Below are 1,149 nucleotides of genomic sequence, written 5' to 3' on the forward strand. Positions count from 1 at the left end.
GGAAGAGCGCTTTTAACTCACACAGAAGCTATTGTTGATTTCTCAGAAATTAACCGTTGATAGCAGGAGCACTCAGAGCTACAGGAGTAACTTCGCCAGCAGCCAAATCGAGAGGGAAGTTGTGAGCGTTACGCTCGTGCATCACTTCCATACCCAAATTAGCGCGGTTGATCACATCAGCCCAAGTACCGATGACGCGACCAGTCGAATCAATCACAGACTGGTTGAAATTGAAACCGTTCAAGTTGAACGCCATTGTGCTCACACCCAGCGCGGTAAACCAGATACCGACTACAGGCCATGCAGCCAAGAAGAAGTGCAGAGAACGGCTGTTGTTGAAAGAAGCGTATTGGAAGATCAGACGACCGAAGTAACCGTGTGCAGCAACGATGTTGTAGGTTTCTTCTTCTTGACCGAACTTGTAACCGTAGTTTTGTGATTCGTTTTCGGTGGTTTCACGAACCAAAGAAGAAGTTACGAGTGAACCGTGCATTGCAGAGAATAAACTTCCACCAAACACACCAGCTACACCGAGCATGTGGAAGGGGTGCATTAGGATGTTGTGCTCAGCTTGGAACACAATCATGAAGTTGAAGGTTCCAGAGATACCCAAAGGCATACCATCGGAGAATGAACCTTGACCGATGGGGTAAATCAAGAAGACTGCGGTCGCTGCTGCTACAGGTGCAGAGAATGCTAGGCAGATCCAAGGACGCATACCCAAGCGGTAGCTGAGTTCCCATTCCCGACCTAGGTAGCAGAATACACCCAGTAAGAAGTGGAAAATCACCAATTGGTAGGGACCACCGTTGTACAACCACTCATCCAAGGAAGCAGCTTCCCAAATTGGGTAGAAGTGCAAACCGATCGCGTTAGAAGAAGGAACTACTGCACCAGAGATGATGTTGTTGCCGTAAAGTAAGGAACCTGCAACAGGTTCACGGATACCATCGATGTCTACTGGAGGAGCAGCGATGAAGGCGATTACGAAGCAAGTGGTAGCGGCTAATAGGGTTGGGATCATCAGGACGCCGAACCAACCGATGTATAGACGGTTGCTGGTGCTGGTGATCCATTCGCAGAAGCGATCCCATACGTTGGCGCTGGCGCGCTGTTGTAGAGTTGCTGTCATGGTTTTATGATTGCGAT

At 49.0% G+C, this 1,149-nt stretch carries 1 protein-coding gene; it reads right to left on the reverse strand.

What is annotated here, in order from left to right:
* Positions 1–49: 49 nt before the first annotated feature.
* Complete coding sequence (gene psbA, locus BV375_RS00050) at positions 50–1,132, reverse strand: photosystem II q(b) protein (RefSeq protein ID WP_086755939.1); 1,083 nt, start codon at positions 1,130–1,132, stop codon at positions 50–52.
* Between the last annotated feature and the right edge of the window lie 17 nt (positions 1,133–1,149).

The organism is Nostoc sp. 106C, from assembly GCF_002154725.1.
GTDB lineage: Bacteria > Cyanobacteriota > Cyanobacteriia > Cyanobacteriales > Nostocaceae > Aulosira.

Coding starts and splice junctions, on each gene's coding strand:
- psbA (WP_086755939.1), bottom strand. CDS start 1,132: ATGACAGCAACTCTACAACAGCGCGCCAGCGCCAACGTATGGGATCGC.